The organism is Streptomyces sp. NPDC052109 (assembly GCF_040680195.1).
In the GTDB taxonomy this organism is placed as follows: domain Bacteria; phylum Actinomycetota; class Actinomycetes; order Streptomycetales; family Streptomycetaceae; genus Streptomyces.
This window is the reverse complement of sequence record NZ_JBFAWF010000011.1, coordinates 90,836-115,715: the sequence shown is the minus strand read 5'-3', so window position 1 is coordinate 115,715 and position 24,880 is coordinate 90,836. Positions and strand designations below refer to the sequence as shown.

The window sequence follows — 24,880 nt, the reverse complement described above, 5'->3', positions numbered from 1 at the left end:
ACCTTGCCGCGGTGGATCTCTTCTCACGCTCGTGGACGGCGTTGCGTACGGCGGTCGAGGAACTCCCGGACGAGGAGTTCGAGCGGCCGTCCGGCTGTGCCGGCCGGCTGGTGCGGGACCTGGTCCGCCACCTGGTCGTCGACGCCCAGGACGTGCTCATCACCCTGGTCACGCCCGCCGACATGGAACCCACCGTGGACGACGTCACCTACTGGAACCTCGTCGAGCCTCCGGCCGGAGAGGATCCGCTCGATGCCCTGATCCCCCGGCTGGCCGCCGCCTGCGGCGAGCCGCGGTGGCTGAAGTTCCACCTGCACGACGTCGGTTCCGCGGCGGGCCGCGCCGCCGGGCTCGCAGACCCGGCCGCCCGGGTCGGCACCCGCGACGAAGTCCTGACCGTCGGTGACTACCTGTCCGCGTACGTGGTCGAGTGGACCCTGCACCACCTCGAACTGATCGCCCACGTGCCCCCGGCGTCGGCCGCAGGGCCGCCCGCCGAGACCCTCGCGGCGCGCGCGTGTCACTGGAGAAGATCGCGGGCGCTCCGTTCCCCGCCTCGTTCTCCGACGAGGACACGCTGCTCGTCGGCACCGGGCGCCGTGCGCCGACCGACGTGGAGGAGGCCGAGCTGGGCGACATCGCCGCCAGGCTGCCGTTCGTCCTCGACTGAGCCGTGCGGCAGTCGTGCCGCGGCCGCGTGCGTCGATCTCCCCAGGGCACTCGGGCGTCGGCCGAATCCAGACCAGTCAATGAGATGATCTTCGCAATCGGTCACTACCATGTGGCCGCAAGACAACCATTCGACCGGCCCGTTGACCACGTGCCGTTCGGGGTCGCCGATGCCAGGGACCGCTCCCCGGGCTGCGGTGATCTTCCTGTCCAGGAGGACCTTCCGCATGTTCCGACGTATTGGCAACACAGTCGTCCGACATCCCGTGTGGACGATCGTGGCATGGCTGATCGCCGCGGTGGCGATCGTCGCCACTGCTCCGAGTCTGCCCTCGAACAGTGACGAGAGCAGCTTCCTACCCAAGAGTTACGAGTCCATCAAGGCGGCGGATCTCCAGCAGAAGGCGTTCCCCAGCGCTTTCACCCCGTCCGCCATCGCGCTGTACCAGCGCACGGACGGCGGCAAGCTGACCGCCGCCGACCAGCAGGACGTCGCCCGGATCACCACCGAACTGGGCAAGAAGCACATCGACCAGGTGCAGAAGGTCGTCCCCGGCCTGCCGTCCAAGGACGGCAGGTATGACCTGACCCTGGTGCAGATGGACAGCAAGAACGCCGGTCAGCCCAAACAGGCGGACGCGGCCAAGGTGCTGCGCGACGACATCAAGGCGCTGGCCAAGGGCACGCATCTCGACGTCAAGCTCGGCGGGTCCGCCGCGCAGGCCCTCGACCAGCAGGACTCGTCCAAGCGCGGACAGGCGCTGATCGGCATCGGCACCTTCGTGATCATCCTGGTGACCCTGCTGATCATCTTCCGGGCGCCCATCCTGGCCGTACTGCCCCTGGTGCTGATCGGCCTGGTGTCGGCCATCGCCAACGGCCTGATCGCGTACGCCACCAAGCTGTTCGACCTGCAGGCCAACAGCTCGATCTCGTCGATCCTGATCGTCGTGCTCTTCGGCGTGGGCACGGACTATTTCCTCTTCCTGATGTTCCGTTACCGCGAACGCCTGCGTGCCGGTGACGAACCCAAGGAGGCGATGGTCAACGCGGTCGGCCGGGTCGGTGAGGCCATCGCCTCCGCGGCCGGCGCAGTGATCATCGCCTTCCTCGCGCTGGTCCTGTCCACGCTGGGCTTCCTCAAGCAGATGGGCCCGGCGCTCGCCATCGCGGTCGCCGTCACGCTCGTCGCGGGCCTGACCCTGATCCCGGCGGTCGTCTCGCTCATCGGGCCGAAGGTGTTCTGGCCCTCCAAGTCGTGGCAGAAGGAGCCGGAGAACGCCCGCTTCGCCGCCCTCGGCCGCGGAGTGCGGCGCCGCCCGGCGCTGACCGCCGCGCTGTCCGGTCTCGTCCTGCTCGCGCTGTCGGTCGGCATCTTCGGCTACAACGCGACGTTCGACCTGGCGTCGGGCTCCATGCCGAAGACCAAGGAGTCCATGGTCGTCCAGGACCAGATGCAGAAGGCGTACTCGGCGGGCGCCGCGGCACCCACCGACGTGTACCTGTCCAGCACCGACGGCAAGCCGCTGGACAAGGCCGACTTCGGCACGTACGCGCGGCGGCTCGGTGCCGTGGACGGCGTCGCGAGCGCCCGGATGACGCAGCTGAACCAGGACGGCACCACCGCGGACTTCACCGTCACGCTCAAGTACGAGGCGTCGACGGACAAGGCGATCGACACCGTGGGCCGGGTGCGCGACGTCGCCCACGCCGACGCGCCCGAGGGCACCGAAGCGGTCGTCGGCGGTATGTCCTCGATCTACAAGGACATCAACACCGCTGTGACCCACGACTACAAGACGGTGTTCCCGGTGGCCGCGGTCCTGATCATGCTCATCCTGGGCCTGCTGCTGCGCAGCGTGGTCGCCCCCTGGTACCTGATGGCCTCGGTGGGCCTCGGTTTCGGCGCCACGCTCGGCGCCACCGTGTGGATCTTCCAGAAGGGGCAGGGACATTCCGGGCTCATGTTCATGCTCCCGGTGATCATGTATCTGTTCGTGGTCGCCATCGGCACCGACTACAACATCCTCATGATCGCCCGGCTGCGCGAGGAGGCCCGTGAGGGACGCGATCCGCGCGAGGCGGCCGGCATGGCGCTGCGGCACGCCGGTCCGACGGTCGCCGCGGCCGGCTTCATCCTGGCGGCGACCTTCGCCACGATGATGCTGGCGGGCAACTCGCTGCTCACGGAGATGGGTTTCGCGGTGTCGTTCGGCATCGCCGTGGCCGCCTTCGTCATGGCGATGTTCTTCACCCCGAGCCTGACCGCGCTGATCGGCCACGCGGCCTGGTGGCCCGGGCACGGGGACCGTGGCGAGGCGACGGCGGCCGGCGCGGTCATCGGCGCGCAGGGTTCCGCACCGGCCTCGGACACCGACCGGGACTCCGTCGCCCACGATCCCGCCGGGCGCCGCAACTAGCGGCGCTCCGGGGATGATGGGGAGTCCCACCGGGGCATGAAGGCCCGGCGGGGCTCCCCATCGGCCTGTCGAGACGGGTACGGTTGGCGACCGCACGTCACCCGGACGACGTCGTCAGGGGCCCCCGGAGCCCATGGTCGTGCGGTGGCTGTCTCCTCATCGAGGACGGAGCGGAGCGCCGGCCGGTGCCTCTCTCATGTGACGGCCGGTGCGTTCTCGCGGTTCCGGTGCCTGCTGTGCCGACCACGAGCACGGTGCACGGCACGGCGCCGTAAGGCCCTGAACGGTCGACTCGGCGCGCGGCACCGGCAGTTGAGCGAGCCGGGGCCTGCGCATCAACCGCCGCACGGGTAGCCGTCCGACGCGAAGAGCACGCTCGCGTGCATGGCATTCACCTCGCACGGACAGGGATTGACCCGCGCGGCGACGCTCATGGTGGCCGCCTCGTCCTGCTGCTCGGGCCGCCCGCAGGCCGGGCGACCGCCACCGGGGCCGCGCTCCCGCTCGGCGACTCCGGCCTGGCGGAGACGCGCACGACGCGCACGACGCGGACGCCGGCGGAGGGCGTGGCCCTCACCCGTATCGTCCGGGGGACCGAGCCCGCCCCCGCCGGCCGGATCGACACCACGACACGCGGCCCGTGGGCGGTCGACGTCCTCTCGTCTCCCTTCGGCAGCAGTGGTACGGCGACCCTGGCGATCTCCTCTTTGCCGGGGGGCGACGGTGGTCAGGCTGGGCACGCTGAAGCGGGAGGCCTCGATGTCGTCGAAGCCGACCACATCGAGGTCGCCCTGCGACACCGGCAAACCCGAGTACCAGCTCTGGACGATGTCCCTGACCCGGCCACCGCGCCTTCTTCCGTTCGCCCGACGGCACCTTCACCGGCACCCGCAGTGCCCTGCTGTCCGTCCGCTCCAGGGCCAGTTGGCGGACAGGCGACTGGAATACCGTCCGGCCGGGCGGAGTTGATCACGGCATGACTCAAGGACCTGCACCCCGGCCGCTGTCCCACGAAGCCCTCTCGGACCTGCTCGCCAAGCAGCGGTTCGGCACCCTCGCCACGGTGAAGCGGAGCGGTCACCCGCACCTGACCACCATGCTCTACGTGTGGGACCCCGAGGCCCGCGTCGTGCGGCTGTCCACCACGGCCGACCGCGTGAAGGCGAAGCATGTGCGGCGCGATCCGCGGGCCGCGCTGCATGTGCAGGGCGGCGACGTCTGGTCGTTCGCCGTCGCCGAGGGGTCCGCCGAGGTCTCCGAGGTCACGGCGGTGCCCGGTGACGCGGTCGGACGCGAACTGCTCGCGATGATCCCGCCGGCCGCCAGGCCAGAGGACGAGGACGCCTTCCTCGCGCGGCAGGTCGCCGAGCGCAGGGTCGTGATCCGGCTGCGGGTGGACCGCCTGTACGGGACGGCCCTGGACGTCAACGGCTAGCTCCGGTCCTCCCCGCCCCTCACGGTGAACGGCGGGGAGGAACCGTTCACCGTCCTGGTCACGACCCCGGAGGTGCCGTGACCGTGCTGCGGAAGCGGGCGCGGTAGGTCGTCGGGGTGATGCCGAGGCGGTGCTGGAAGACCCGGCGGAGGGTCTCGGACGAGCCGAACCCGGCCAGTCGTGCGACCTCCTCGACGCTGTGTCCGCCGCTCTCCAGGAGAGCCTGGGCGGCCTCCGTGCGGACGGCCTCGACGTACTGGCCCGGTGTCATCCCGGTCTGACTGCGGAACAGGCGGCCGAGGTGCCGGGCGCTCAGGCCGGCCCGCCGGGCGAGGGAGTCCAGGTCGTGGTCGGCCGCGGGGTCGCTCGTCACGGCGTCCATGACGTGTCGTACGGCCGAGTCGTCGGCCCGCTTGGCCGTGAGCCGGGCGCTGAACTGCGACTGGCCGCCCGGCCGGGCCATGAACACGACGAGCTGCCTGGCCGCTCCGCGAGCCGTGTCGGGGCCGTGGTCCTCCTCCACCAGGAAGAGGGCGAGGTCGATGCCGGCGGTCACGCCCGCCGACGTCACGACGGGACCGTCGCGCACGAAGAGGCGGTCGGCCTGGACATCGACCCCTGGGAAGGCCGCGACCAGGTCTGCGGCGAGTTCCCAGTGGGTCGCGGCGCGGCGGCCGTCCAGCAACCCGGCCGCGGCGAGCACGAAGGCGCCCGCGCACACCGAGGCCGTCCGCCGGGCGCGTGTCGACAGCACCTCGGCGAGCGCGACCAGTTCGGTGTCGGCGACCGCGCGCCGCCAGTCGCGGCGGCCCGGGACGATCAGCGTGTCGAGGCTTCGCGGCAGGTCGGCGGCGGTTCCCTCGACGCCGAGCCGGACGCCCGAGGAGGTGCGCACGTCCTCGCCCGTGGCGGAGACGATGCGTACGTCGTAGTGGGCGCCGAAGGAGTTGGCCGTGGTGAGGACCTCGGCCGGTCCGGTGACGTCCAGCAGTTGGACGTCGTCGAAGGCGAGGACGGCGACGACGCGCCGGCCCGGTGTGCGGGTGGGGGTCATTCCTGCCACGGGGAGCTCAGGATCGTGTCCACGAAGTTGCCGCGCTCGAATCCGGGAACGAAGCGTTCGAGCACATCCGCCTTGACGTTGCCGAAGGTGGTCTCGGGCTTGGGACGGATGCCCTCGGTGAAGGCGGCGAGGATCTGCCGCTTGAAGTCGGGGCGCGGGTGCAGGGAGACGATCGCGGCGCGGTCCTCGTCGCTGATCCTGTCGTAGCCGATGCCCAGGACGTCGTACTCGACACCCGCCGTGACCAGGGCGACCTCCGGTTCCATGAACTCCGGGATGCCCGGGGTGGTGTGCAGGGCGATCGCCGTCCACACGCGCCGGATCCCGTCGGCCGGCACGTCGTGGGCCTGCAGGAACTTCCTGGCCTCGTCGGCGCCGTCCACCTCGAAACGGCGTCCGCTGCCGTGGAACTCCTCGTTGAGGCCGAGGTCGTGGAACATCGCGCCGACGTAGAGGAGTTCGGGATCGAACCGGAGGCCGCGCCGGTGCCCCTGGATGCTGCCGAAGAAGAAGACCCGGCGTGAGTGGTGATAGATCAGATCGCTCGTCAGGTCCCGGACGAGCTCGGTCGCCTCGCGGATGAGCGTCGTGTCGGGCAGGTGTGCCTCGGTTGCTCCGGTGCTGGTCATGGAACTCGCCTCTGCGCTTGTCGGGGTCGGTGATCTTGCGGCCCGGCTGAGGGGCTGATTCCAGGATCGTCGTCCCGGCCGGCAGCGGCCATGGCGATCCCGACGTGTGTCCCACAGATCCCGCCATGGCGCTACGTGCCGTACGCGACCCCCGCCCGGCACCCGAGCCAGGGCCGGCCGCCGGGATGACAGCACCTTCGGCTCATGCCCGTTCGAGTGATCGAAACGGTCCGACGACAACGGCGGCACGCTCACGGTGTCTCACAGGGCCTGACCGGAGAGGGCCGCCAGATAGGCGCCGTAGAGCAGGGACAGGGCGGTGAGCCCGCCGCACAGCAGACGGGCGCGCGGCGGCGGGCCGGCGCGCCATGCGCGGGCGAGGGCGCGAGCCGGCGGGATGAGCAGGGGAAAGGCCGGAAGGAGGAAACGGGGTTTGGAGGAGAAGGGGCCGGACACCGCGACCACCAACAGCAGCAGGACACTCGCGAAGACCACCAGCGGCAGCGGGACACGGTCCAGGCACAGCAGGCAGAACGACACGATGGCCGCCACCACGGTGGCCAGGGCCACCGGGTAGGGCACCGCGCTGCCCTGCAACGGCATCGACCGCAGGAACCGCAGGGGACCGACCGTGAGATCCAGACGCGAGTCCCAGGCGCTCTGCACATGCAGGTAGCCGTGCAGCACATCACCGGTCTGCTCTCCCACCCACAGCACATAGCCCACCCAGCCCAGCGGAGCGAGGAGGGTCCCTACCAGGAGCGCGGGGGTGACGCGGATGCGGCGCCGTACGACGTCGTGCACGGCGGTGCCGGCGACGGCCACGGCCGCCGCGATGCCGTTCGGCCGTGCGAGCCCGGCCAGCATCGCCAGCGAGCCCGCGGCGAGCCAGCGGTGCCGCAGCACGGCGTACAGCGACCAGGCGGCGCACGCGGTGAACAGCGGCTCGGTGTAGGCCAGGGTCAGGACGACGGATTGCGGCAGTACGGCCCACAGGGCGACGAGAGCGGTGGCGACCGTGCGGTCGTAGAGGTGGTGACCGATCGCGTAGATGCCGTACGCGGCGAGCACCGCCGAACTCCAGGAGACGAGCAGTCCGGCCTCGCCCGCGGTCACGTCGAGTAAGCGGCTCACGGTACGGATGAGTCCCGGATACAGCGGAAAGAACGCCCAGTCGGTCTGGACCGCGCCGGATCCGGAGATGCGCAGCCGGGACCCGTAGCCGTGCTGGGCGATGTGCAGGTACCAGACCGAGTCCCACGCATGGGTGAGACTCTTGCCGAACGGGCGGCCGGCGCACAGGTCGACGAGCACCACCAGGACGACCCCGGTGAGACGGACGGCCGCGAAGACGGCGAGGGCCAGGAGAACGCCCGGGGGGCCCTCCACCCGACCGCGTCCGGTCTCGCGGGGGCTGTCGGACCGCCGCAGCGCGGAGGACATGCTCACTCTTTGACCATGAGCGGCCGGGAACGCGAGCGCAATCCGGAACGCATCCGTGGTGATCCACACCGGTGCGGGACGGCCGATGACCACGCGGGGGACGCGCGCCTCGTACGGCGCCGGGCGGGCTGCCGTCGACGTGGGCCGGCGCCCGTCCCGCACCGGCCGGTCAGCCGGTGGGCTCGGGGCCGTGGACGAGGGCCCTACCGACGACCGTGTGGGTGGGGTTCAGGTCGCGGAGCTCGTCGCCGGGGCAGCGCGCGGGGTCCTGGTCCCAGACGGTGAGGTCGGCGAGGCGGCCCGGGGTGAGGGTGCCGCGCAGGTGTTCCTCGCCGAACAGGCGCGCGGCGCGGGTGGTGTGGAGGGCGACGGCCTCGTCGTAGCTGATCGAGTGCTCGGAGCCCTGGACACCGATGACGGTCTGCCGGGTGGTCATGCCCCACACGGAGCGCATGGCGCCGAACCGGCCCACGGGGAAGTCGGAGCCGGCGGCGACGAGCGCGCCCCGGTCGAGCCACCCCCGGGCGGGGAACAGCGCGGCGACGCGTTCCGCTCCCCAGAACTCCCGCTCGACGTCGGCGGTGTCGTGCAGCAGCGGCTGCTGGATGGTGACGGGAATGCCCAGCGCGACGGCACGGGCCTGCTGCTCGGGGCCGGCCAGGCCGCCGTGTTCCATGACGAGGGTGCCCGCGGGCAGGCCGGGATGGTTGCGCAGCACCCGCTCGTACACGTCGAGGAGGATGCGCACGGCACGGTCGCCGTAGGCGTGGGTGCCGACCCTCCAGCCGCGCCGGACCACCGCCTCGACGGCCTCGACCAGGGCGTCGGGCTCCCAGGTCAGGGTGCCGGAGAAGCCGTGGTCGCAGGCGTAGGGCGGTGCTGGAGCGCGGATCATGCGACAGGGTCAGGGCGCGACGGCGCCGGCCGGCATGGGGCGGCGGGCCGGCGTGCGCCTCCGTTCACCGCTCACCCCGTCTCACGGTCCCGTTGGTACGCGGCGAGCAGGAACAGCCAGATCTCGCTGACGGTGGGGAAGCAGGCGATCGCGTGCCTGAGCCGCTTGAGCGGGACCTCGCCCGCGACCGCGATAGTCGCCGAGTGCAGGAGCTCACTGACCCCGGGGCCGACGAAGGTGACTCCGAGGAGCACCTCCCGGTCCGGGTCGACGACGAGACGGGCATGGCCCCGGTAGCCGTCGGCGTACAGCTTGGCGCCCTTGGCCGCGCCGAAGTCGAGGTCGACGGTCCGGACCTGGTGGCCCGCGGCGGCCGCCTGCTGGGCGCTCAGTCCCACGGAAGCCGCCTCGGGATCGGTGAAGAAGACCTGGGGTACGGCGTGCTGGTCGGCGGTGGTGGCGTGGTCCCCCCACGCGGCGTCGTCCAGTGGGCGGCCCGCCGCGCGGGCACCGATGGCGTCGCCCGCCGTTCGGGCCTGGTACTTGCCCTGGTGTGTCAGGAGGGCTCGGTGGTTGACGTCGCCGAGGGCGTACAGCCACTCGCCGTCGACGCCCTTGACCAGGCAGGTGGTGTCGATGTCCAGCCAGGAGCCCGGCGTGAGGCCGACCGTGTCAAGCCCGATGTCGTCGGTGGCGGGCGTGCGGCCGGTGGCGAACAGCACCTCGTCGGCCTCCAGGTCGCTGCCGTCGTCGAGGGTGAGCGTGACGGGGCCGGCGGGGTCGGGGCGGCGCAGGGCGGTCACCTGCACACCGATCCGCACATCCACGCCCGCCTCGGCCAGGCCCTGGGCTACGAGGTCTCCGGCGAAGGACTCCATCCGGGGCAGCAGGCGGTGGCGGGCGAGCAGGGTGACCCGGGAGCCGAGGCCCTGCCAGAGGGTGGCCATCTCGACGCCGACTCCACCGCCACCGACGACCGCGAGCCGGGTGGGCACGGTGCTGGAGTCCGTGCCCTGCCGGTTGGTCCAGGGCCGGGCCTCGTCGATGCCGGGGATCTCGGGCAGCACCGGCCGGCTGCCCGTGGCGACGGCCACCGCGTGCCGGGCGGTCAGTGTCTGCCGGGAGCCGTCGTCCCGGGTGACGGTGACCCGGCGGGGTCCGTCGAGCCGGCCGTGCCCGCGGAACAGATCGGCGCCGATGGACTTGACCCAGAGGGCCTGGCCGTTGTCGTCCCAGTCCGTGACATTGCGGTTGCGGCGTGCGAAGACGCCGTCGGTGTCGAGCCGGCCGGTGACGGCCTGGCGGGCCCCGTCCACCCGGCGGGCGTCGGCGACCGCGATCACCGGCCGCAGCAGAGCCTTGCTCGGGACACAGGCCCAGTAGGAGCACTCACCGCCGACGAGTTCTCGTTCCACGACGGCCACGGAGAGGCCGGCGGCGCGGGCGCGGTCGGCGACGTTCTGCCCGACCGGGCCCGCACCGAGCACGATCACGTCGTAGGCGGCGGTTTCCTTGCTTCCGTGCGGTTCGCTCATGGGATCCTCGCATGACGATCGGTGCTGCTGATGAGCCGTTCCCGGGGCTGATGAGCTGTTCGTGGCATCGCTCGACGGCGATCGGCACCGGGCCGGCCGGGCCGGGCCCCACGATGCCCGCCGGAGGTCGAGGCAGTCGGTGTTGCGGCAGCGCTTCCACTGCGCCGACCATGGAGAGGTGCGCCCCTGCGGGGGCGAGCGGACAGGCAGCACTCGCCATTCTCGTACGGCGTGTTGGCCGTCGCCAGCCGCCCGCGGACGGGCCCCGGGCATCCGGTAAGGCACCTCGGCCGGGCCGGGGCCGCGACATTCGTGACATGGGAACTCCATGAGGACCTGAGGGCTGTCGACCGGGCTCCATGGAAGCGCGAGATCTTCGCGGTTTCTCGTCCCTGGCCATGCGGCTCACCAACAGCGGCCATAAGCACCGCCTTTGGCCGGCGCGCACACCTGACCGGCGGCGTCGGCCGGCCGACGCCGCCGGCGACGGTGCGATCGCCCGGGTGGGCCGCGAGCTGATGGCCGGCATAGGTACCGCCTATGGCCGGTCCGGAATCCCCGGAAGGCGCGGGCGCTTTGGACTCCCGTCACCTCACGGACGAGGTGACCGGGCGACGGAAAGCGGACCACCGCACCTCCCGTTCGACCCTGACTTCTCGATACCAAGGACGGCCCTCATGGGTTCTTTCGATCTGACCGGGCGCGTGGCCCTGGTGACCGGAGCGACCAGCGGCATCGGCGCAGCGACCGCGACGCTGCTCGCCGAGCGCGGCGCGCACGTGCTGGTCGCGGGACGCGACGTCTCCCGCGGCGATGCCGTCGTGGCCGGCATCCGGACGCGGGGCGGCAAGGCGGACTTCCTCGCCGCCGACCTGCGGGACGCGGCCGCGGCCCGGCAGCTGGCCGAGCAGGCGACCGAGCGGGGTGGCGGCCGCGTGGACATCCTGGTCAACAACGCGGGTGTCTTCCCGTTCGGCCCGACGGCGCAGACGTCGCCCGGCGACGTGGACGCCGTCTACGACCTGAACGTCAAGGCGCCGTTCCACCTGGTGGCGCAGCTTGCCCCGGGGATGGCCGCGCGCGGACAGGGTGCGATCGTCAACGTCAGCACCATGGTCGCCGAGTACGGCGTCGCGGGCATGGCGCTGTACGGCTCCAGCAAGGCGGCGGTGAACCTGCTGACCAAGGCCTGGGCCGCGGAGTTCGGTCCGCACGGGGTGCGGGTCAACGCCGTGGAGCCGGGTCCCACCCGCACGGAGGGCACGGCCGGCATGGGCGAGGACCTCGACGCCCTCGCCGCCCAGGCGCCGACCGGCCGGCCCGCCGAGGTCCAGGAGATCGCCGAGGCGATCGCCTACCTGGCCGGTGACGCGGCGAGCTTCGTGCAGGGCGCCATCCTGCCCGTCGACGGCGGCCGTACGGCCGTCTGAGGCACACCACACCGGCAGCGGGCCGCCGGCCGCGTCCAGGGCCCGGCGGCCCTCACCGGCCCGGTATGCGACGCGCCTGGCCCGGTATGCGACGCGCCTCGGCCGGTATGCGACGCGCCTGGCACGGACTGCGGCAGACCGCCGTGCGGCCTGCCGCGGCGGCGCCGGATCAGCGGCTCACCGTACGGTCCAGCGCGGCGATGAAGCGGCCGAGGTCACGGCGGCGGGAGTCGGCCGGCCAGACCGCCCAGGTGCGCCGCACGAGGGGATGCCCGGCCAGCGGTGACCAGGTCACGTGGTCGGGCAGCGGCTGCTGCCAGGCGGGCGGGGCCAGCGTGAAGGCCTGCCCGGACGCGACGGCCGCCAGCTTCACGTCCGCGATCAGGGCCTGCCCCTCGGGAGCCTCCGGGCCCAGGTCCAGGCCGTGACCCCGCAGGATCGCGGTCAGCTCGTCGTACCAGGCGGGGCTGCCGGAGCGCGGAAAGCCGACCCACTGCAGGCCCCCGAGCGCGTCGAGGGCGATGCCGTCGGGACCGGCGAGTTCCGCGGCCCGCTCTGCGGCCAGCAGGACACCCAGCTTCTCGCGTACGACGAGCAGCGCGTCGAACTCCGGGCCCGACGGACGCTCCCGCAGCAGGCCGACATCCAGTTCACCGGTCTGCAGCGCCGCCACCTGCTCGGCCGTGGACAGGTGCCGGGCCTGCACCCGGGTGTCCGGGTGAGCCTCGGCCAGCTCGGCCAGCGCAGGATCGAGCAGCCCGGTGGGCAGTTCGAGCGGGATCCCGATCCGCAGTGCCCCGCCACCCGGGCCGGTGTACCGGGCCATCACCCGCACGGCCTGATCGTGCCGGGCGAGCACCGCGCGCGCCTCCGTCAGCAGGGCCGTGCCCGCATCGGTGGCCCGCACTCCGGTGCTGGCGCGCACCAGCAGTTTCACCCCCAGTTGGCGTTCGAGTCCGCCGATCGTCTGGGACAGCGCCGGCTGGCTCACGTGCAGCCGCCGTGCCGCGGCGGACAGCCCGCCCTCCTCCACCACCGCCACGAACGCCCGCAGCTCCCGCAGTTCCATGCCCACATGCCACCATGCCGTCACAGGCATGTCACGCTCGGCCCCGTCCTCACGGAGCGGCCTGGATCTCCTGGGTTCCCGGCACCATCAGCAGCGCCAGCCGCTCGGCGTCCTCCCCTCCGGGCTCGGCGGTGTACACCATGATCCGCGGATCGCTCCCGGCGGCGGAGAGCACCTCGCAGTCGAGCGTCACCGGCCCGACGCGCGGGTGGCGGACGGTCTTGCGGGCGGCCTCGTGGAAGCCCACCGCGCCGCTGTCCCACAGTTCGGCGAACCGCTCGCTGCGCTCCCGCAGTTCCGCGATCAGCTCGCGCAGCCCGCGGTCCGCCGGGTACCGCTCGGCGGCGGTGCGCAGGTCGGCGGCGACGGCCGTCTCCAGGGCCCGGATACCGGCTGCACGCCTGGGCCCGTCGCCCGGGGTCACTGACGGCGCTGGACGGCTTCGCCCACACCGCGCATGCCACCCTGGCCGGGCTCGCCGCGGTGAGCGACGTCGTCGCGCTGTGTCTGCGGGAGGACTCCGACACCACCGAGGTCGCCATGGCGGAGGCCGGCTGGAGCACATGCGGCCGGGAGCCGTGGTGGTCAACCATGGCACCGGCCTGCCGCAGGCCGCGCGTGACCTGGCACGCCTGGCGGAGCCCTACGGCGTCGCAGTCGTGGACGCCCCGGTCAGCGGCGGGCACACGGTGGCACTGGCCCGGCAGCTCACCACGATCGCCGGCGGCGACACGGCGACGACGACGCGCCTGAAGCCCGTCTTCGACACCTCCTCGAAGACCCTCATCCACGTCGGTCCGACCGGTTCCGGCCAGTACGGCAAGCTGTGCAACAACGCTGATGAAGATGAACCACAAGAGCGCCCTCGACGCGCTGCGGCTGGCCGGCGGAGCCTCGACCTGCCCCTCGGGCCGCTCCTGGACGTGCTGCGCTCGGGACCGGCGGCCAGTTTCGCCCTGCAGGCGATCGGAACGTCCATCACCAGCGGGAACGTCCACCATCTGCAGCCGCTGGAACTGACCGACATGCGGCTGTTCAGCGGCGCCGTCGCAGAACTCGGTGAGGTGGCCGCGCCGGTCGTCGAGCGGGCCGTGGCCGGAGCACGGGACCTGCACGAGCTCAGCGCGCGCTGGTCGAGGGCGGCTGAGCCGCTCCGTACCCGCGGCGGTCGGCAAGAGCACGTTGCCGGTCAGTGGCCGCGGGTGCGGGGTCCGCCGTACTGCTCGTCGGTGACCTTCTCCGCCCAGCTGGTCTCGGGGCGGTCGTCACCGGTGCCCTCCCACAGGGCCAGGTGCTGCATGAACCGGTCCGGCGTCGCACCGTGCCAGTGCTCCTCGCCGGGCGGGCAGGACACGGTCTCCCCGGGGTGGGCCTCGAACACGGTGCCGTCACGGGTGCCGATCAGGGCGATGCCCTCCACCACGTGCAGGGTCTGGCCGACGGCGTGCCGGTGCCAGGCGGTGCGGGCACCGGGGGAGAAGCGCACCATGTTGGCGCGCATCCGGGACGGCTCCTGTCCGGCGCAGATGACGTCGAACCACACGTCACCGGTGAACCAGTCGTCCGGACCCTTGGTGGTGGGCCGCGGCTTGACGAACTCCATCGGTTTCCTTCTCGCAATCGGTGGGGGTGCCTTTCCCAGGCTTCCACCCATGCGCGGCAGCGCAAAGTGGGAGTCCCCCAGGCACGCGCTCCCACGACGGACTGGGCATCCACGCCTCGTCGGCCGTGTGACAGGAAGTACATGGGTGCTCCCTCTCGTCGTCATGGTCGGGCGGCTGCTGTAGGCGTCGCCGGTAGCCCCCCACAGGGCACCCCGAGAGGCAACACCCCATGCGTTCCCCACAGTTCACCGCACAGACGACGTCGAACGGTGTCGTCGAACACGACGTCACCGTGGGCACCCGCCGACGGCCGCCGGATCGTGAACACAGGCCCGGACGTCGTACGCACCGCAACGGTGCCGCCACGACCGACCGGCGCCGCGGCTGTCGCCCCCATGCGCCGCCACGGCCCCGGCGACCAGGTGCGGATCCTCGCCGGAGACCCAGCCGAGGGGCAGGCGGGCGCAGGACACACCCGCGCGAGGTGGTGCTCACCCCGCCCCCTCGTCGTACGCCACCACGGCCGAACCCGCCACGGTCACCGCGGGATGCGGCTGCCACCGGGCGGAACGCACAATGGTGGGGGGACATCCGGGTCGTCACGATCCGCTTGATCGGCCGACAGGGGAAGAAGCTGATGCCGATGATCTCCGACTTGGTTCTGGTGCCCACCACCGATGCCACGCTCCCCGGTGACCTCGTCGTCCCGACCGCGGCGCGGGCCGTGGTGCTCTTCGCCCACGGCAGCGGCAGCTCCCGGCACAGTTCGCGCAACCGGATGGTGGCCGCCGAGCTGCGCACCGCCGGGTTCGGGACGCTGCTGATGGACCTGCTCAGCGAACGGGAGGAGCGGCACGACGCGTTGACCTCCGAGCACCGCTTCGACATTCCGCTCCTGGGCCGGCGGCTCGTCGCCGCGATCGACTGGCTGGACACCCAGCCCGACACCCGTGGCCTCCCGGTCGTCCTGTTCGGCGCCAGCACGGGCGCCGCCGCGGCGCTGATGGCCGCGGCCGAGCGGCCGGGCCGGGTACTGACCGTGGTGTCGCGCGGCGGCCGACCCGATCTGGCGGGAGACGCCTTGGAGCACGTGCGGGTCCCGGTCCTGCTCGTCGTCGGCGGCCAGGACGAGCAGGTGAAGGAGCTGAACGAGGCAGCGGCCCGGCGCTTGCGGGCCCCGCACACCCTCTCCGTCGTGCCGGGGGCGACCCACCTGTTCGCCGAACCCGGCGCTCTGGAGCAGGTCGCCGAGACGGCCAGGCAGTGGTGCGACGCCCGCCTGGGCGCGATGCGGGAGACCGGGGAGGCGACACAGAAGGACGACTGACCGGGCAGTACGGCGCGGCACCGGCGACGCGACCCGGTCGGTCGCCGCGCCGGAGCGCGCTCTCGCGGGCTCAGCCCGGACTCAGCCTGCCGAAGAACTCGGCGTAGCGGGCCGGCAGCCGCGACAGGAGATCGTCGAGCTCCCCGTCGGGAACCGCGTCGGCGACCGTGCACAGGACGGCGTCCGCGTCCCACTCCGCGGTGCGCGGCCGGGCGCCGGTCTGCACGGACACCCGCCGGAGGAACTCGTCGCAGTCGAACGCCTCGGGACGCCCGCGCTCCAGGCGCAGGGCCTCGTCCAGCGGGGCGGGCAACCGCGCCGCCAGGTCGTCGGCCTCTTCCGGGGCGATCCGGGTGGCGAGCACCCACAGCACCGCCGCACACACCTGCTCGGTCTCCTCCCGGCTGCGGTACTCCCCGCGATCGCGGACCTGAGCCAGGAACTCCTCCAACTGCACGGCGGCCTCCCACTGTGCTCGCAGGCCATCCGACGGACCACCACCACGTGTATGCCCCTCGGGGGCCCCGCGAAACGGGTTCCCCACCCCTTTGACGTGGGCGAACGCCCCGCGGCCGCCCATGTACGAAGGGCGACGGGCGCGCGGGCCGTCGACCGTCGGGGGCAGCGGTGCCGGAGACACCGGGCCGGCGTCGCGCGGGTGGCCGGTCTCCGCCGCAGTGACTCGGAGACCGGGCCGGCGCGGACCGTCCGCGGGGGGTGAAGCCGGTCGGGTGATTGACGGGCCGGTCCCGGCTCGGGTGCCGCCCGCCGTGGGCGCGGCCGGAGAGACTGCCGTCATCCCAATGGAGGTGGCGAACATATGCTCAGCGACAGCACAGCGACGATCCTTGCCGAGAGGCCGGGCGTGGCGGAGGTCGTCGCCGCTGCTCCGCGCGTGGCGCAGATCGCGGCGCGGTGCAGCGACGAGACGGAGGCCGCCCGGCGGCTTGCCCCCGAAGTGGTCGAGGCCGTGCGGGAGGCCGGCTTCGCCCGGCACTTCGTCCCCGCCGCCTTCGGCGGTACGGAAGGCCGTTTCGTGGACATGACTTCGGCGGTGGCCCTGGTCGGCGAGGGCTGCGCCTCGGCCGCCTGGGCCGCCTCGCTGTCCGCGTACGCGGCCCGGTACGGCGCGTACCTGCCCCCGGAGGGGCAGGCCGTGCTCTGGCGCGACGGGCCGGACGCCCTGATGGCGGGCGCGCTGATGCCGGCCGGGAGAGCGGAGCCCGTCTCCGGTGGCTGGCGGCTGAGCGGTGAGTGGAAGTACATCAGCGGGGTTCGTTTCGCCGACTGGGTCTTCGCCTGCTCCGCCGTACCCGGAAAGGTGGGCCCCGACGGCCGGGGCGAGGTGCGGTTCTTCGCGGTGCCGCAGGCGGACATCACCGTGAAGGACACCTGGTTCACGCTGGGCATGCGCGGGACCGGCAGCGACACCATGGTCCTGGACGACGTGTTCGTGCCCGAGCATCTGACCCTGTCGAGGTTGGACATCAACGCGGGGCGGGCGTCGGCCTCCGAGGCCCGCTGCCACACGGTCCCGGTGAATGCCGTGAACGCGCTGCCGCTGGCCGTCCCTGTGGTGGGCGCCGCGCGGGGTGCGGTGCGGGCCGCGGCCGAGCAGAACATGCGTCGGGCCGACCGCCGCGGTGCCCCGCTGCGCGAGAAGCCGTCGGTGCAGATCGACCTGGCGCGTTCGGCCGCCGAGGTGGACGCCGCCGAACTCCTCGTGCACCGTGCCGCACGCGTCGCCGATGGGGTCGAGGCGACCAAGGAGGGCGAGGCGGCGGTCCGCGGGCCACGGGACTTCGCGCTGGCGGTCGAACTGTCCGTGGCCGCCGTGGAACGGCTCTTCCGGGGCACCGGGACCTCCGGCCACTTCGAGTCCGACCCCGTCCAGCGGTTCTGGCGGGACGTCAACACCGCCGCCTCGCACGTGATCTTCTCCTTCGAGACCGCCGGAGCGGCCTACGGGGCCTGGACACTCGGCGTGGAGGGCGTGGAGCCGAGGCGCTGAACCTTCGGCGAAGTCCCGTTCTGCCGGCGTGCGGACCTCCATCGGCGCCGACAGAACGGGCCCCTTCCGCTTCGACCGGGTCACTTCACGAAGCGGTGCTTCAAGTGGGTGCCGGGGGCCGTTTCGACATGGACACCGCGGACCACGCGCGCATCAGCTCGGAGTCGTCCTCCCCGCCGGTCATGTGCAGAGCAGCGCTTTGCCGCAGGTACAAGATCCAGGCCCCCTTCCTTTCTCCACACCGCGCGGATACCCCTGGAGAGCGCGACGTCGGGTGGACGGACACGGGACGGAGAGGAACGGATCATGAGCGACGAACGGTTCCGGCGCGGCTGGTTCGTGGACGAGCGGTGCACGAACTGCGATGTCGCACGGCAGCTGGCGCCCGGCCTCATCGCTGAGGTCGACGGCCGCTCGGCCGTCCTGCGCCAGCCGCGCGACCCGGACGAGGCGCGGCAGCTGCACGCCGCCGCGCACGCCTGCCCCACCCGGTCGGTCCGTCCTCCGGGCGGGCGGCTGGACGCGGCACTCGACCCCTTCCCGATGGCCCTGGACGACACCGTGTACCTGTGCGGACACAACTCCGCGCACACCGCGGGGGCCAACTCCTATCTGTTACGCCGCCCCGACGGCACCGCCATGATGGTGGACACCCCGCGCTGGAGCACTTCCCTGGCTGCCCGCTACGAGAAGCCGGGCCCCATCACCGACGTCCTGCTCACCCACCGCGACCACGCCGCACACGGCCGCCGCTACGCCGACCGCTTCGGCGCCCGGCTGTGGATCCACGAGGGTGACCTCGATGCCGCCCCCGACGCCGACCGGGTGCTGCGGGGCACCGACCCGGTGGACATCGCCGAAGGGGTGACCGCCCACCCGCTGCCCGGCCACACCCGGGGCAGCGTGCTCTTCCTCGCCGACGAGCGGTACTGCTTCAGCGGCGACAGCTTCTACTGGTCGCGCACCACGGCCGACATCGAGGTGGCCGAGAGCGTCACCTGGTTCTCCATCGGTGAGCTGGCCGCCTCCCTGGGCCGTACCGTCGGCCGGCTGCGCTTCGAGTGGCTGCTGCCGGGCCACGGCGACCGGCGGCACCTGCCCGCGGAGGACATGGCCCGCCGACTGCGACGGCTGGCTGCACGCACCCGCGAACTGCGGCCCCGGCCCGTCGACTTCACCGCGGTGCGCTGGTGACCGCTTCGGGCGACGAAGTGGAACCATCGATCCCATGCGTGCTGCGTACATTGAGGAACTGGGTGCGGCGGACGCCATCCGGTACGGCGAGATCCCCGCGCCCCGGCCCGGCCCCACCGACGTACTGGTGAACGTCCTGGCCACGACGGTGAATCCGGTGGACACGTTCGTCCGGTCAGGTCGCTTCCCCACACCGACGGACTTCCCCTTCGTGGTGAGCCGTGACCTGGTCGGCACCGTCGCCGAGGTGGGCCCCGGCGTCACGGGCTTCCGTGCCGGGGACCGGGCGTGGTGCAACAGTCTCGGACACGGCGGAAGACAGGGCGCGGCAGCGGAGCAGGCCGTGGTGGCGGCCGACCGGCTGTACCACCTGCCCGCGGGAGTCGATCCGTACGCTGCGGTGGCCGTGGTCCATCCGGCGGCGACCGCCTATCTGGCTCTGTTCGTCCACGGCCGGTTCCACGTGGGCGAGACCGTGCTGGTCGCCGGTGCCGCGGGCAATGTCGGCAGCGCGCTCGTGACCATGGCGGTGCGGGCCGGCGCCCGTGTCCTCGCCACGGCCGGCTCGCGGGACACGCGGTACTGCGCGGAGTTGGGCGCGGCCGACGTGTTCGACTACCGGGATCCCGAACTGACCGAGAAGATCCGTGGGGCGGCGCCGCGGGGAGTCGACCTGTACCTGGACACCGCGGGCGTCAACGACCTGGAGACGACGGTGGACCTGCTCGCCCACCGGGGGCGCGTGGTGCTGCTCGCCGGCGCCCGGACCCGCCCCGTGCTGCCCGCCGGGGCGCTGTACATGAACGACCGCTCCGTGGTGGGGTTCGTGATCTCCCACGCGACATCCGGCGAACTCGCCGAAGCCGCCGCGTACATCAACGACCTGTTCGGCCGGGACGCTCTGCGGCCACGGAGCATCGAGATGTTCCCGCTCAGCGCGACGGCCGAGGTGCACGCCCGGATGGAGAAGGGGGAACTGCACGGTCGCCGTGCCGTCCTGCGGCCGGACCTGCCGACCCTCTCGGGCCGGCAGACGGCGTGAGGGGCCTGGCGGCAGGTCGGAGAACGTGCCCGCCGGCGAGGGAGGACGCCGCGGCGATGCGGTTGACGGAGGTCGCCGAGGTCGCTCTCCGGTACGAGGCCAGGGTTTTCCACAACAGTTCCCGCGCGGTCTCCCGGCGTGCGGCGGCCAACGGTGACGCCGTGGGACGGCCCTGGACCGCGAGGCGATGGCATGGGCGCGTCCGGCGCTCATGGTGGCGCTGAGTGTGATGGGGTTCGGGGGATCCGTCCTCGGCGCGCCGTGCGCAAGGCGCCGCGAGTACCCTGACGCAGACGGTGCCTCGGGCGTCCACCCTCGCGAGGACGACAGCTCGCCGCACACCGGACACCGGACTCGCGTTCCGGGCCCGCGCGGCCGGTACACCGTGGCGCGACGGACGACGACCTCCGGACGGCGGGCGGGCATTGTGCTGGACGGCGGGCCGGCATTCGTGATCGGGTTGAGGCATGGGTTCCCTGATCCGTCACGTCACCATCGACTGCGCCGATCCCTATGCCCTCGCGGGCTTCTGGGCCCGGGCGCTGGACGGCTCGCTCGCCGATGACGACCTTGCCGGAGATCCGGAAGCGTCGGTCACGTCCGCTTCGGCCGCCTTGCTGTTCGTCAGGGTCGACGACCGCAAGGCGGTGAAGAACCGCGTGCATCTGGACCTCCAGCCGCAGGACCGAACCAGGGACGAGGAGGTCGAGCGCCTGCTCTCGCTCGGTGCCACGCTTCAGGGGGACCACCGCAGGCCGGACGGAAGCGGATGGGTGACGCTGCACGACCCCGAGGGAAACGAGTTCTGCGTGGAACGGGGCGCGGCGGAGCGTGCGCACGGCTGATGTCGTCGGGGGTGGCCCGCCGCCGGACCGGCGCCGATGTGTACGTTGGCGGTCGACCGCGAAACACCGCTAGGCGCCGGCAACGGCTAAGGGGAAACGAAACACATGGCACGCGTCGCCGTCATCACCGCGCCCAACATCGGGTACCGCAACACAGGAATGCTGACCGTCGACCTGGCATTCGAGTCCCTGCGACGGCGTACGGGCACCGAGATCGACACGACCTGGTTCACCCTGCATCCCCCGGAGACCGTGCCACTGCGCGCGGGAGCGCGGGACGCCGATCTCCCGTTCCGCTTCCATGCCCTGACCGAGCACCTCGACGCGCTGCGCGACCATGACGCGGTCGTCTTCTGGGGCGACTTCCTGCACACGCGCCACTACCTTGCCCAGGACGCGACGAACCGCCTGCTCGACTTCGGCATCGCCGAGGACCGCGCCGCCGCCCGGGCCCTGCTGAACCGCACCCTGCTGCTCGCGGACCAGCCGGACGAGATGCTCGCGCGGACCCTCAGCTACGGGGGAACGATTCTGCACAACACGCAGTCCGACTACGAGGACAAGGAATACGGTCCGCTCTTCTCCCGCCTCATGACGCGGAGCCACCGAGTCTGGATGCGCGACCCGCTGTCCGCTGCCAAGATCGCGCACCTTCGCGGAGACCGTACGACCGAGTACTTCGGTTCGGACGCGGCACTCCTGTCCCGCCCGGGCGACCTCGACCACCTGCCGACCACCTCGTGGTCCCAGGACGTCCCCGACGGCGGCGCGATCGGCGTGTTCCTCGGCGCCCGTACCCGGGTCCCGACCTGGCTGCCCGGCTTCTGCCAGGGCCTCTCCGACCGTCTGGGAGCCCCGCTCGAGTGGCTGCCCTGGTTCGACCGGGACGTCCCTGCCGAAGTCGGCCACATCCCGACCCGCCCGGGTGACCGCACCGTCGGCGACCTCCTGCACGTCCTGCCCCGCTATCGGCTGGTCATCACCGACACCTACCACCTGTGTGTCAACGCGTGGGGCGCGGGCACCCCGGTCCTGTGCGTCGGCGCCCCCGAACCGGTTCCGACGACCGACGACGACTACCTGACGCTCAGCGACGTGAAGAAGCACGTCTTCCACATGGCGTACGACGCCGCGGACTTCTACCTGACCACCCTCCCCGACACCCGGGAGGGCCACGCGCGCCGCGCCGACCGCGTCGTAGACCTCGTGGAAGGCGGCGGAGCCCACGCCGTCGCCGCGCGGATCCGCGAACACGCCGAGCATTCGGGTGCCGCTTTCACCAGGACGCTCACCTCGTTGCTCCACACCACTCGCTGACGGCCTCGGCACGGCCGCGCCACTCGGCGGGGGACATGCCTCGGACCGGGAAGCCGGCGTTGCCGCTCCCCGCGATGAGCCGGCGGGTGCGCGGGACCCGCAGGGGCTCACTGCCCACCGTGACGGCCTGCATCGGCCCCAGCGGGGACGTTCGGATCGTGCCGGCGCTCGCCTCGTGCCACAACGGCCACGTCCACGGCGCCGAACGTCGTGACCAGGCCTTGCACCGGTACGCGCGCCCCTGCTCCACGAGGACGGCCGTTCGTCGCTCCGGGCCGATGGCCTGCCCGGCGCCGGCGGGCCCGGAGCACGGCGGCCTCAGCGGGTCGGCGTGAACGTACTGTGCGCCCAGTCGGCGAACGTGGTCCAGCGGATCTCCGGATGCGCGGCATGCAGGGCGGGGATGTCGACGCGGTACCCCGGCCCGTTGAGGAACGTCCACATGGCACGCATGTCCGGGTTGGAGATCGCGGTGAGAGGCACCTGACCAGGGCGGACCTCCCGGCCCAGTGCCGCGCCGAGGGCGGCCGCCATCTGCGCGGGAGTGGGCGCGTCGCCGGCCAGTTCGATGCGCTGTCCGACGTACGGACCGGGACGGAGCAGCACCTCCGCCGCGAACGCGCCGAGGTCGGGACGGGCCAGCTGCTGCAACGGCCGCTCGGGCGGCAGCGGCAGGTCCAGAACACCGCTGAGGATGCGCTCCGCTCCGCCCAGCGCGTTGTCGAAGAAGTACGTCGGCCCCAGAATCGTGTGGGGCACATCGCCGGAGGCCAGTTCGGCTTCGATGCGTGCCTTGCTGTCGAAGTGCGGTACGCCGCTGTGCTGGTCGGCCCCGGCGACCGAGCTGAACACGAGATGCGGCACGCGCGCCGTGCCGGCGGCGGCCAGGACGGCCCGTCCCTGTTCCACCTCCGCGTCCAGGCCGGCCTCGAAGGGGGTGGTGAACGCGAAGACCCCCGCGACACCGCTCATCGCGGCGGCGAGTGAATCCCGATCGCTCAAGGACCCCGCGACCACCTCGACACCTCGCTCGGCCAGTTCCCTGGCCGAGTCCCGCGCCGGGTCGCGCACCAGGGCGCGGACCCGGGCCCCGCGGGCCAGCAGGGCGTCGGTCACGGCGCTGCCCTGACCGCCGGTTGCCGCAAGTACCAAGATCGGCTCATCGAGCATGGAAGCCTTCCTTTCTTTGTGTCCTCGTGGTCCTTGTGGACGGACGCCGCAACGGGTCAGCGGGTCGGCCGCGGGGACAGGAATGCGTCACGGCGACCCGTACGGCGTCAGGTGATGTGCCGCAGCAGCGCCGCGACCGCGGCGGGCGGTTCCCCGGGCGGTCGTACCACCATGACCTTCCAGGTCGGCGCGTGCCGGGTGAACCGGTAGGTGGTCAGGTCGGGGAAGCGGCCCGCGATGGACGGGGGCATGACGCAGACGCCCAGGTCGTTGCGGACCAGTTCGGACGCGGCCATGATGTCGTTCACCTCGAAGGTGGTGGTGCGCTCGACACCGGCGGCGCGGAAGGCCCGGTCGACGGAGTGACGGATGGCCCAGCCCGGGGTGAAGTCCACCAGGGGCAACTGCGCGACCACGTCCGGTTCGACGGCGCCCTCGGTGGCGTCGGAGGCGAGGTCCCGCCGGGGGGAGGTCACCAGGACCATCTCCTCCCGGGACAGCAGCCGGGTCGCGAGCCCGCGCTGCTGCTGGCGGTCCAGCGCCACCACCGCCAGGTCCACCGTGCCCTCGCGCAGGGCCTGCCGGATGTCGGTCACCGCCGCCTGGCGCAGCCGGACCACCACACCCGGATGCTCCGACCGCAGCGCGGCCAGGGCCTGGTGCAGTCCCGCCCAGACGCCCTGCATGATGCCTACGGTCACCCGGCCGCGGAGCTCTCCCTTGGCCGCGTCGACCGCCTCGCGCGCCAGCTCGGCGGCGCGCAGGGCCGCCCGGGCCGCCGGTACGAACGCCTCCCCGGCCGGGGTGAGCGCCACCCCGTGGGTGTTCCGGCTGAACAGCGGGGTGCCCAGCTCGCGTTCGAGGGCGCGGACCGTGCCGGAGACGGCGGACTGGACCACGTGCAGACGCCTCGCCGCCGCCGTGAACCCGCCCGCGTCCGCCACGGCGGCGACGACTTCCATCTGCCGCAGGTCCATCATCCGCTCCCGGTGACCCAGCGCCCGCCCGACGGGCAGCGATCTTCGCTGCATCGTAAGCGGACGGGCAGTGGAGGGCGGCCGGTCGCCGGCCCGGACAGCGGCGGACGTGGCCGGCCGTCGCTCCGGTGGCCCTGCTCGGGTACGGCCTCGGGTGCCCGCCTGTCTCAGGCGCGGACCGGGAGGGCCTCGACGAGACGCTCCGCCGGGAACCATGCCTGCTGCTCCCCGGTGCGGGCGGCCGCGTCATGGGCGTCCACCAGGCTGGTCTCGTGGGCCTCCAGCAGCCGCGAGAGCATGGCCGGGACCTCCTCGGCGCCGTCCGGCGGGCGCGGGATCGACGTGATCTCGGCTACGTGCCCCTGTAGAGGCCGTGCAGGATCGATGCGCTGGTTCCGCCGAGCGTGTAGGTCACTCGCTGCCCGTCGTGAGCCGCTCCACGGCGCCGTCCGGATCGATGTGTTCGTGCTCGGTGCCGGGCGGTACCAGCGCCCCCGTCCGGCGCGGGAACGCCGTGACGGCGGCGGCGGAGAGAGCGGGCGAAGCCCGGTCGACGGGCGGGGCGGAGGGGGCGCCCACGGACAGGCACACGGCGTACGGCTCGGTGGTCGCGTACCGGAGCTCGGCGGGGAGCCGTACCGGCGGTTCGTCGGCCACGGCCACCCCGATGTCCGTACGGACGACGATCGTTTCTTCCGCGGCACCGGGAGACGCGTCTTTCACGCCGCCCCCGTCTGTGGCCGTTCTGAACGGTTTCGGCCCGTGGGCCGGGCTCCGCCGTGTCCGTTCCGCCGACGGCCGTACG

The 24,880-nt window shown here is 72.5% G+C and carries 21 protein-coding genes and 4 pseudogenes; 11 read left to right on the top strand and 14 right to left on the bottom strand.

What is annotated here, in order from left to right:
• Positions 1-11: 11 nt before the first annotated feature.
• Together AB0L59_RS22855 and AB0L59_RS22850 are read left to right on the top strand one after the other, a co-directional pair.
• A pseudogene (locus AB0L59_RS22855) lies at positions 12-670 on the top strand (maleylpyruvate isomerase N-terminal domain-containing protein).
• Positions 671-896: 226 nt separating this feature from the next.
• A complete protein-coding gene (locus AB0L59_RS22850; protein ID WP_365586537.1) occupies positions 897-3,089 on the top strand; it encodes an MMPL family transporter in 2,193 nt (730 codons plus the stop codon).
• 335 nt (positions 3,090-3,424) lie between these two features.
• Here AB0L59_RS22850 and AB0L59_RS22845 read toward each other — a convergent pair whose 3' ends face one another.
• Positions 3,425-3,889, bottom strand: a complete 465-nt coding sequence (locus AB0L59_RS22845) for a hypothetical protein (RefSeq protein ID WP_365586534.1) — start codon at positions 3,887-3,889, stop codon at positions 3,425-3,427.
• A gap of 176 nt (positions 3,890-4,065) precedes the next feature.
• On the opposite strand from AB0L59_RS22845, the gene AB0L59_RS22840 reads away from it, so the two are divergent.
• The gene (locus AB0L59_RS22840; RefSeq protein ID WP_365586532.1) at positions 4,066-4,524 is read left to right on the top strand and encodes a PPOX class F420-dependent oxidoreductase; all 459 of its coding nucleotides are present in this window, start codon (positions 4,066-4,068) and stop codon (positions 4,522-4,524) included.
• A 58-nt stretch (positions 4,525-4,582) separates the two neighbouring features.
• Here the strand turns inward: AB0L59_RS22840 and AB0L59_RS22835 are convergent, their stop codons facing one another.
• The 5 genes from AB0L59_RS22835 to AB0L59_RS22815 form a co-directional block, all read right to left on the bottom strand.
• Complete coding sequence (locus tag AB0L59_RS22835) at positions 4,583-5,578, bottom strand: GlxA family transcriptional regulator (RefSeq protein WP_365586531.1); 996 nt, start codon at positions 5,576-5,578, stop codon at positions 4,583-4,585.
• Positions 5,575-6,216 carry an HD domain-containing protein gene (locus AB0L59_RS22830; RefSeq protein ID WP_365586529.1) on the bottom strand — a complete coding sequence of 214 codons (642 nt, stop codon included), beginning with the start codon at positions 6,214-6,216 and terminating at the stop codon, positions 5,575-5,577. Before AB0L59_RS22830 ends, AB0L59_RS22835 begins: the two co-directional genes overlap by 4 nt.
• 261 nt (positions 6,217-6,477) lie before the next feature.
• On the bottom strand, positions 6,478-7,659 hold the full coding sequence (locus tag AB0L59_RS22825; protein WP_365586849.1) for a mannosyltransferase family protein: 1,182 nt from the start codon (positions 7,657-7,659) through the stop codon (positions 6,478-6,480).
• Positions 7,660-7,828: 169 nt separating this feature from the next.
• Positions 7,829-8,554, bottom strand: coding sequence for an amidohydrolase family protein (locus tag AB0L59_RS22820; protein ID WP_365586526.1), 726 nt, complete (start codon positions 8,552-8,554; stop codon positions 7,829-7,831).
• A 71-nt stretch (positions 8,555-8,625) separates the two neighbouring features.
• Entirely contained in the window at positions 8,626-10,089 is a 1,464-nt protein-coding gene (locus tag AB0L59_RS22815; protein WP_365586524.1) for an NAD(P)/FAD-dependent oxidoreductase, read from the bottom strand.
• A 677-nt stretch (positions 10,090-10,766) separates the two neighbouring features.
• On the opposite strand from AB0L59_RS22815, the gene AB0L59_RS22810 reads away from it, so the two are divergent.
• Positions 10,767-11,519, top strand: coding sequence for an SDR family oxidoreductase (locus AB0L59_RS22810; protein WP_365586522.1), 753 nt, complete (start codon positions 10,767-10,769; stop codon positions 11,517-11,519).
• Between the two features lie 169 nt (positions 11,520-11,688).
• On the opposite strand, the gene AB0L59_RS22805 is transcribed toward AB0L59_RS22810, so the two are convergent.
• Both AB0L59_RS22805 and AB0L59_RS22800 read right to left on the bottom strand, forming a co-directional pair.
• On the bottom strand, positions 11,689-12,618 hold the full coding sequence (locus AB0L59_RS22805) for a LysR family transcriptional regulator (protein ID WP_365586519.1): 930 nt from the start codon (positions 12,616-12,618) through the stop codon (positions 11,689-11,691).
• A gap of 19 nt (positions 12,619-12,637) precedes the next feature.
• A pseudogene (locus AB0L59_RS22800) lies at positions 12,638-12,973 on the bottom strand (transcriptional regulator); the annotation flags it as partial.
• Between AB0L59_RS22800 and AB0L59_RS22795 the strand changes: the two are divergent.
• Positions 12,936-13,373 (top strand): annotated as a pseudogene (locus AB0L59_RS22795) (NAD(P)-binding domain-containing protein); the annotation flags it as partial. The pseudogenes AB0L59_RS22800 and AB0L59_RS22795 overlap by 38 nt on opposite strands.
• Before the next feature lie 404 nt (positions 13,374-13,777).
• Here AB0L59_RS22795 and AB0L59_RS22790 read toward each other — a convergent pair.
• Positions 13,778-14,191, bottom strand: a complete 414-nt coding sequence (locus tag AB0L59_RS22790) for a cupin domain-containing protein (RefSeq protein WP_365586516.1) — start codon at positions 14,189-14,191, stop codon at positions 13,778-13,780.
• A gap of 644 nt (positions 14,192-14,835) precedes the next feature.
• Here AB0L59_RS22790 and AB0L59_RS22785 point away from each other — a divergent pair.
• The gene (locus AB0L59_RS22785; protein ID WP_365586513.1) at positions 14,836-15,519 is read left to right on the top strand and encodes an alpha/beta family hydrolase; all 684 of its coding nucleotides are present in this window, start codon (positions 14,836-14,838) and stop codon (positions 15,517-15,519) included.
• A 70-nt stretch (positions 15,520-15,589) separates the two neighbouring features.
• Here the strand turns inward: AB0L59_RS22785 and AB0L59_RS22780 are convergent, their stop codons facing one another.
• Positions 15,590-15,976, bottom strand: coding sequence for a DUF2267 domain-containing protein (locus tag AB0L59_RS22780; RefSeq protein ID WP_365586511.1), 387 nt, complete (start codon positions 15,974-15,976; stop codon positions 15,590-15,592).
• 363 nt (positions 15,977-16,339) lie between these two features.
• On the opposite strand from AB0L59_RS22780, the gene AB0L59_RS22775 reads away from it, so the two are divergent.
• The 5 genes from AB0L59_RS22775 to AB0L59_RS22755 all read left to right on the top strand — a co-directional run bounded on the left by AB0L59_RS22775 (position 16,340) and on the right by AB0L59_RS22755 (position 21,928).
• Positions 16,340-17,530, top strand: coding sequence for an acyl-CoA dehydrogenase family protein (locus tag AB0L59_RS22775; RefSeq protein WP_365586510.1), 1,191 nt, complete (start codon positions 16,340-16,342; stop codon positions 17,528-17,530).
• A gap of 306 nt (positions 17,531-17,836) precedes the next feature.
• A complete protein-coding gene (locus AB0L59_RS22770) occupies positions 17,837-18,724 on the top strand; it encodes an MBL fold metallo-hydrolase (RefSeq protein WP_365586508.1) in 888 nt (295 codons plus the stop codon).
• Between the two features lie 34 nt (positions 18,725-18,758).
• Positions 18,759-19,766, top strand: a complete 1,008-nt coding sequence (locus AB0L59_RS22765) for an NADPH:quinone reductase (RefSeq protein ID WP_365586506.1) — start codon at positions 18,759-18,761, stop codon at positions 19,764-19,766.
• Positions 19,767-20,233: 467 nt separating this feature from the next.
• The gene (locus tag AB0L59_RS22760) at positions 20,234-20,611 is read left to right on the top strand and encodes a VOC family protein (protein WP_365586504.1); all 378 of its coding nucleotides are present in this window, start codon (positions 20,234-20,236) and stop codon (positions 20,609-20,611) included.
• Positions 20,612-20,716: 105 nt separating this feature from the next.
• Positions 20,717-21,928, top strand: coding sequence for a hypothetical protein (locus AB0L59_RS22755; RefSeq protein WP_365586502.1), 1,212 nt, complete (start codon positions 20,717-20,719; stop codon positions 21,926-21,928).
• A 318-nt stretch (positions 21,929-22,246) separates the two neighbouring features.
• On the opposite strand, the gene AB0L59_RS22750 is transcribed toward AB0L59_RS22755, so the two are convergent.
• The 4 genes and pseudogenes from AB0L59_RS22750 to AB0L59_RS22735 form a co-directional block, all read right to left on the bottom strand.
• The gene (locus AB0L59_RS22750; protein WP_365586500.1) at positions 22,247-23,098 is read right to left on the bottom strand and encodes an NmrA/HSCARG family protein; all 852 of its coding nucleotides are present in this window, start codon (positions 23,096-23,098) and stop codon (positions 22,247-22,249) included.
• Positions 23,099-23,205: 107 nt separating this feature from the next.
• Positions 23,206-24,129, bottom strand: a complete 924-nt coding sequence (locus AB0L59_RS22745) for a LysR family transcriptional regulator (protein ID WP_365586497.1) — start codon at positions 24,127-24,129, stop codon at positions 23,206-23,208.
• Between the two features lie 113 nt (positions 24,130-24,242).
• Positions 24,243-24,434 (bottom strand): annotated as a pseudogene (locus tag AB0L59_RS22740) (DNA starvation/stationary phase protection protein); the annotation flags it as partial.
• Between the two features lie 52 nt (positions 24,435-24,486).
• A complete protein-coding gene (locus AB0L59_RS22735; RefSeq protein WP_365586495.1) occupies positions 24,487-24,798 on the bottom strand; it encodes a hypothetical protein in 312 nt (103 codons plus the stop codon).
• Between the last annotated feature and the right edge of the window lie 82 nt (positions 24,799-24,880).